Source organism: Pseudofrankia coriaricola (assembly GCF_032027725.1).
Taxonomy (GTDB): Bacteria; Actinomycetota; Actinomycetes; order Frankiales; family Frankiaceae; genus Pseudofrankia.
Genome location: NZ_JASNFO010000174.1, coordinates 1 through 6,199 on the forward strand (window position 1 = coordinate 1; position 6,199 = coordinate 6,199).

The window sequence follows — 6,199 nt, forward strand, 5'->3', positions numbered from 1 at the left end:
CAGGCGCCTCCGGAGGCGCGAACGAAGAGCATTTTCGCACCTCCTTCGGCCCTCTAGGGCTTCTGGAGACAGGCGCCTCCGGAGGCGCGAACGAAGAGCATTTTCGCACCTCCTTCGGCCCTCTAGGGCTTCTGGAGACAGGCGCCTCCGGAGGCGCGAACGAAGAGCATTTTCGCACCTCCTTCGGCCCTCTAGGCGGCCAGCGCCTTCTCGAGGGTGGCCCGCAGCTCCGGGTCGGCCGGTTCGACGCCCGGGCGGAACCTGGCGAGCACCGTCCCGTCGGGACCGACCACGAACTTCTCGAAGTTCCACGCGATGTCGCCCGCGTTGCCCTCGGCGTCAGCGGTCTGGGTCAGCACGTCGTAGACGGGGTGGCGTCCCGGGCCGTTCACCTCGATCTTCGAGGCCAGCGGGAAGGTCACCCCGTAGGTCGCCGAGCAGAACTGAGCGATCTCCTCGGAGGTGCCGGGCTCCTGGCCCATGAACTGGTTGCACGGGAAGCCGAGCACGGTGAACCCCCGCTCAGCCAGTTCCTCGTGCAGCGCCTCAAGCCCGGCGTACTGAGGTGTAAGTCCGCAGCGGCTGGCAACGTTGACCACGAGCGCGACACGGCCGTCGGCGAGCGCACCGAACGTGGTGTCCTCGCCACCAAGAGTACTTACCGTCAGGTCGAGTAGTTCAGCCATGGCTGGCTCCTTCCATCAGAGCCCACACTGCCGTGGCGGCCCCGCCACCGAAAGCCTCCCCGGCCCCGGGGGCTAATGTCACAGTAGGTCATGACCGCCTGGCATCGTCCGATGCCGTTCACACCGACACTTCTCCCGTCCGACCACGGTCGGACACCCGCCAAGAGGGCGATCGGTCGCATAGCGCACCCACAATGACGCTGCATCGACCAAGGTGACCGGCAATTCGGACACGCCAGTGCTCGCCGACGAGGGCGAACCCGCGCGGCCGGGGTTCCTGCTGGATCGACGGACGGGGTCCCTGCCGGATCGGCGAAGCCGATCTGGGAGGTCGTGATTCAGCAGGTCCGGGACAGGAATAGCCGAGCGCGCACGGCCGTGCGCACAATGAGACGGGCGGAGCTGGCCGGAACCGGATAGTAACCGGACCGTCTCCGCCTACCGTTATCTGGCCGAGGGGAGCCCGTCATCGAGACTCCGGCGCTGATGGCAGAGGGACAGACCGGGGAGACGGCGCGTCCCGCGCCACCGGCGGGACCGCCAGCCGCCAGCCGTGGACCGCGCGAGGACGCGGGCCGTTCGGCCAGGCGGTCACGCGGCGCGCGCGGCGCCCGGCCGGCGCGCGCGGCGTTCTCCGGCCAGCTCACCGTCCGCCTGCTCCCCCGGCAGCCCGCATTCGCGGCGCCCGCCGGGCCGGCCGCCATCCCGGTGTTCCACGGCTCCCCGGCGATACCGATGCTCGCCGGCGCGCCTGCCCGGCCGGTCCTGGCGATCGCGGGCGCGTTGGGCAGCCCCGCGGTGGCCGGGGCGGGCGCGGGTGGCACGGCGACGCTACCGATGCCCCGGCGGCTCACCGCGCCGAAGAGCGCGCGGGCGCGCGTCCTGGATGCGTGCGACGTCGATCTCTCGGCACGGCTGCGGCCCGCGCTGCGGATGCCGCGGCGGCGCACGCTGATCCTCGGCGTGATCCTCGGCGTGCCGCTGGCGCTGCTCGCCTTCCGGTTCCGAGCCGACGTCGAGAAGCAGCTGGCCGATGTGCCGACGCCCAACTGGCCCTGGCTCCTGCTGTGCGGGTTCGGGGCGGTGCTCTACTACGTCACGAACGGCGTCGCGCTGCGGGCTGGCAGCGGACTGCCACTGGGCGTTCGGGTGTCGACCGCGGTCCAGTGCGCCGCGGCCGCGGCGAACCGGATCATCCCGGCCGGGCTCGGCGCGATCGCCGTCAACCTGCGTTTCCTGGAACGCCGCGGGCTCGCCCGCTCGGCGGGCCTCGCCACGATCGCGTCGCTCCGGGTGGTCTGCGGCCTGGTGCACCTGGCCGCGCTCGCGCTCGTCGCGGTGCTGCTGGGCGACTCGCGCATCACCGGCTCGCTGACCGGGCCCCTGCGCGACACGCTCGCCAGCATCGGGATAGGGCCGACATGCATCGCCGTCGCGGCGGTCCTCTCGGCGCTGGGACTGGTGCTCACCCGCCGCGGGGTGCGCGACCGGCTGCGCGCACCGGCCGCGACGTTCCTCGCGCATGTGCGGGCACTGGCCCACTCCCCCGGCAGGACCGCCGTGCTGACCACCTCGCTCGCGGGCACGAAGGTCGCGCAGGTGATCGCGCTCACCGCCAGCGAGCGGGCGTTCGGCGGCCAGGTCTCCGTGCTCTCGGTGGCCGCGGTCTACCTGGTCGGCTCGGCGGTCGCCGGCGCGGCGCCGACGGCCGGCAATGTCGGCGCGATCGAGCCGGCACTCGCCATCGGCCTCACCGCGGCCGGCGGCCCGGCCGCCGCGATGGTGGCCGCCGTGCTGGTCTACCGGCTGATCGGCTACTGGCTGCCGGTGATTCCCGGCATCATCGCGCTGACCGCGCTACGGCGACGGGGAGACCTGTAAGGCCGCGGCCGGTTGATGACCCCACCGGTCGGCTCTCACGGCCCGGCCGCCCGCGGTCGACCGGCGGGCGCGAGCCTCGGCCGCCGTGGCGGCCGAGGCCGTCCTCGGGCCCGGTTCCGTCTCGCCGCCGGCGGCTCAGATCGCGGTGGCCTGTACCCGGCCAGCGGGCTCGGCCGAGGCGGCGCCGGGGCCGGCCGCGGCGACCGGCTGGTCGGGCGTCGGGCGCAGGTTCAGCCCACCGAGCACCCTGGTCTCCCGCTCGTGCGCGAGGACGGAGATACTCGCCGGTTCCAGCAGGAACGACGCGCCGCGCGCCGGTTCCAGACCCAACCAGCGCGCGATCAGCATCCGCGAGAAGTGGCCGTGGCCGACGAGCGCGACGTCGCCGTCGCGCAACAGCGGCAGAACGCGGTCCAGCACGGCGTCGGCGCGCGCCGCCACGGCCTCGGCGCTCTCGCCGCCTGGCACTCGGCCGCTCCAGATCGTCCAGCCCGGCTGATCCTCGCGGATCTGGGGCGTGGTCAGGCCCTCCAGATCGCCATAGTCCCATTCGGCGAGCTCCGGCCAGACCTCCCGGGCCGCGACGCGCGGATCGGGAGGGCCTTGTCCGTCCGCCTCGCCCGCACCCGTCGTGCCGGTCGCCAGGGGAGCCCCAGGGGACGGGGACCGCAGACCGGCGAGGTCCGCGGTGCGGCCCGCGCGCATGCGCGGGCTGGTGGCGACCAGGACGAAGCGATGGTCGCGCAGTGCGCCGCGCAGCGATGCCGCCCGCCGTTCGCCCTCCCGGGTGAGGGCGATATCGGTTCGCCCAGTGTGCCGGCCGGATCGGCTCCACTCGGTCTCGCCATGGCGGATCAGCACAATGCGGCCGGGTGGCACGTGGCCGTGGAAGTTCGGGCTCATCGGGGCTGCCTGCCCGGCCTCAGCCGCGGCGATGCCTGCGGCGCCGCGTGGTGCGCACCACGAGCAGCGTGGTCGCGCCGACCGCGAGCGCCACCCGGCCCCACCGCACCGTGCGCCCACCCGGTGCCTGCCCCGGGACTCCCGGCCCGCCGGAGGCGGCCGGCAGCGCCGCGGGCGGCGCGGGGCCGTCGGCGGCGAGCTCGAGCGGCTCCCCGCCGTGGCCGGCCCGGGCCCGCAACTCGGCCACCTTTGCCCGTACCTGCTCGCTCGCACGCTCGGCGACGCGGCGAGGGCTGACGATGTCAGCGATCGCGTCGATGGTCTCCGCCAGCTCCGCGCGAGTCTCGTCGATCTGGCGCTGAATGATCGCTGGGTCCTGCGGCACCGATCTGACCTCTCGTCTCCCACGGCCGACGGCCACGGGCACGGCGACCGGTGCCCGCCCCGACGGCCGCCGCGACCGGTGGTTCATCGCGAACCCGCCCGTCAAGGTCATGCTCATCGGCTACCGGTTCCCACAGCCCGTGGCCTACCGTCGGTCAACGGCCGACGGGTCCACTGCCCAGAGTGCCAGACCCGCCGGCACCTGACGAGCCGAAACATCTTCTAGTGATCCTGGGGACAACGGCCGCCGGGTGTGCGAAGGAAGATCATTTTCGCACACCCTTTGGCCCTCTAGTGATCCTGGGGACAACGGCCGCCGGGTGTGCGAAGGAAGATCATTTTCGCACACCCTTTGGCCCTCTAGAACCAATCAGGGCCATCGGAGCCGAGGAGGACGCGGGCCGCTAGCGGGACCGCCGATGGGAGTTCGGGCCGGCCGGCGGAACGAGGCACGGCGAGGTATCAGGTATCTACGGCAGTACGTCCATATATGTACACCGGCGACCCGCCCTGTTCTCCGGAAACGCTGTGCCGCCATCCTTCGTTTACGGTTACGGCTGGCCACGCCCATCACGGCGCCGCGCCGGCATGAACCGAGACCTACCGCAGGTAGCAGCGCGCGCCGACGCGTATCGGCACCGACGACGCCGCCCACGCCTGCTCATGCTCTCAGCGTGGAGGATCATGGTCGTCACCTCGCCGGCACTCGCCGACGACATCCGCCGCGCCCAGGCGCGCCGCGCACAAAGCGAGGCCACCTCCGCATCCGGCCGGGAAGAGCCGCGCCGGGTCCACGCGCGCGGGCCCGCGGCCGGGACGCCGGTCGCCCTCCTGACGCTGGCGGCACTGCTCGCGGGCGCGACGGCCTGCGCGGACCGCACCCCCGGAATGCGCGCCGCGGTGGTCGGCGAGCGGCGCTCGGACGGCCTGCACGGGATCAGCCCCGCGACACCCGCGCCGAAGCCGGCGCTGAACCTGACCGGGACCGACGAGCTCCCCTTCGACCTGCGCGCCAGGACCGACGGCCTGGTGACGCTGCTGTACTTCGGTTACACCCACTGCCCTGACGTGTGCCCAGCGACGACGGCCGACCTCGCGCAGGCGATGGGCGAGCTCGACCCGGCGGTGCGAGCGCGGATCCGCGTCGTGTTCGTCAGCACCGACCCGGCGCGCGACACACCGGCCGTGCTGGCCGCCTGGCTGCATCACTTCGACCCAGGATTCGGCTTCTACGGCCTGACCGGCCCGTTCACCGAGGTGCGGGCCGCGGCTCGGGCGCTGGATGTCAACGTGGAACAACCTCGTACGGGGGCAGACGGCGTGATCGAGCAGAACCAGGACGCCGAGGTGCTGGCGTTCGGCCGCGACGGCCGACTCGCCCTGCGCTACCCGCCGGGCACCCAGATCACCGACTACATCCATGATCTTCCGGTCCTGGCCGCGCAGAGGGCGACGCGGTGACCCGCACTCCCCCGCTCGCGGACGCCGGAGACCGGACAGGTGGCCGGTCCTTCGGGGCGCGCGCCTGGGTCCGCGCGGTTTCGACGGCGCTGCGGCTGGCGCTCGCGGTGCTGTGGCTGGTGGCGGGAGCGCTCAAGGTCGGCGACGCGGCCGGGATGGTCCGCACGGTGCGCGCGTTCCGGATCCTGCCGGAGAGCCTCGTCCACCCGGTCGCCTACGCCGTGCCGTTCGTCGAGATCGCGCTCGGCGTGCTTCTCTTGCTGGGCCTCGCCGTGCGCGCCTGCGCGCTGCTGTCCTCGCTGATGCTCGCCGCGTATATCGCGGCGATCGCGTCCGCCGCGGCTCGTGGCCTGCGCATCGAGTGCGGCTGTTTCTCCTCGGGCGGTGACCTCGCCAAGGACGCGCCCACCCATTACACGTCGGAGCTTGTCCGCGACAGCCTGCTTCTGGTCGCCAGCGGGCTGCTCGCTCGCTGGCCAGGCGGTTATCTCGCCCTGGACCGTCTGCTGGACGCGCCGGCCGCCGGCCGCCGGCGCCCGGGCGCGGCCGAGGACGAGTACGAGTACGACGGCGAGTACGACGACGAGACCTGGGACGAGCACGACGAAGCCTGGGATGACGGCGACGCGGCCGGGGGCGACTGGCGCGGCCGGGTGGGCGACGGCGGTGACACCGAGGGCTGGGACGGCCCCGACCGGCACCCGGCGGACGGCCGGGCCGGGTCCGCCGGGCCGCGAGAGACCCGACGCGGAGATGGGGCGGGACGACGGATGGGGCGCGACCGATGAACAAGGGCACGGGAAGCAGGCCTGGCGACCGGGCAGGACAGGGTGCTGCCAACGGCGGCCAGCCGCCGCGCGCCGCCGGCGACGCGGCCCGGCGGG

Annotated in this window: 6 protein-coding genes; 3 read left to right on the forward strand and 3 right to left on the reverse strand. The window is 73.4% G+C overall.

All coding sequences use genetic code 11. The annotated features are described in order from the left end of the window. Window positions 1–191: 191 nt before the first annotated feature. A complete protein-coding gene (locus QOZ89_RS46580) occupies window positions 192–686 on the reverse strand; it encodes a glutathione peroxidase (protein ID WP_071053065.1) in 495 nt (164 codons plus the stop codon). 486 nt (window positions 687–1,172) lie between these two features. Here QOZ89_RS46580 and QOZ89_RS46585 point away from each other — a divergent pair, with 486 nt between their 5' ends. After that, on the forward strand, window positions 1,173–2,567 hold the full coding sequence (locus QOZ89_RS46585) for a lysylphosphatidylglycerol synthase transmembrane domain-containing protein (protein WP_083419774.1): 1,395 nt from the start codon (window positions 1,173–1,175) through the stop codon (window positions 2,565–2,567). 135 nt (window positions 2,568–2,702) lie between these two features. On the opposite strand, the gene QOZ89_RS46590 is transcribed toward QOZ89_RS46585, so the two are convergent. Continuing rightward, on the reverse strand, window positions 2,703–3,470 hold the full coding sequence (locus QOZ89_RS46590) for a histidine phosphatase family protein (protein WP_071053064.1): 768 nt from the start codon (window positions 3,468–3,470) through the stop codon (window positions 2,703–2,705). 19 nt (window positions 3,471–3,489) lie between these two features. Then, window positions 3,490–3,855, reverse strand: coding sequence for a DUF3618 domain-containing protein (locus tag QOZ89_RS46595; RefSeq protein ID WP_312630354.1), 366 nt, complete (start codon window positions 3,853–3,855; stop codon window positions 3,490–3,492). Between the two features lie 683 nt (window positions 3,856–4,538). Here QOZ89_RS46595 and QOZ89_RS46600 point away from each other — a divergent pair. Then, the gene (locus QOZ89_RS46600) at window positions 4,539–5,315 is read left to right on the forward strand and encodes an SCO family protein (RefSeq protein WP_071048227.1); all 777 of its coding nucleotides are present in this window, start codon (window positions 4,539–4,541) and stop codon (window positions 5,313–5,315) included. Then, window positions 5,312–6,103 (forward strand): MauE/DoxX family redox-associated membrane protein, encoded by a 792-nt coding sequence (locus tag QOZ89_RS46605; RefSeq protein ID WP_071048226.1) that lies wholly within the window; start codon window positions 5,312–5,314, stop codon window positions 6,101–6,103. Before QOZ89_RS46600 ends, QOZ89_RS46605 begins: the two co-directional genes overlap by 4 nt. Window positions 6,104–6,199: the final 96 nt, after the last annotated feature.

What these genes read in the sequence shown, in the direction of transcription:
- QOZ89_RS46590 (WP_071053064.1), bottom strand. Translation starts at nt 3,470, where the DNA reads ATGAGCCCGAACTTCCACGGCCACGTGCCACCCGGCCGCATTGTGCTG.
- QOZ89_RS46600 (WP_071048227.1), top strand. Translation starts at nt 4,539, where the DNA reads ATGGTCGTCACCTCGCCGGCACTCGCCGACGACATCCGCCGCGCCCAG.
- QOZ89_RS46580 (WP_071053065.1), bottom strand. Translation starts at nt 686, where the DNA reads ATGGCTGAACTACTCGACCTGACGGTAAGTACTCTTGGTGGCGAGGAC.
- QOZ89_RS46585 (WP_083419774.1), top strand. Translation starts at nt 1,173, where the DNA reads ATGGCAGAGGGACAGACCGGGGAGACGGCGCGTCCCGCGCCACCGGCG.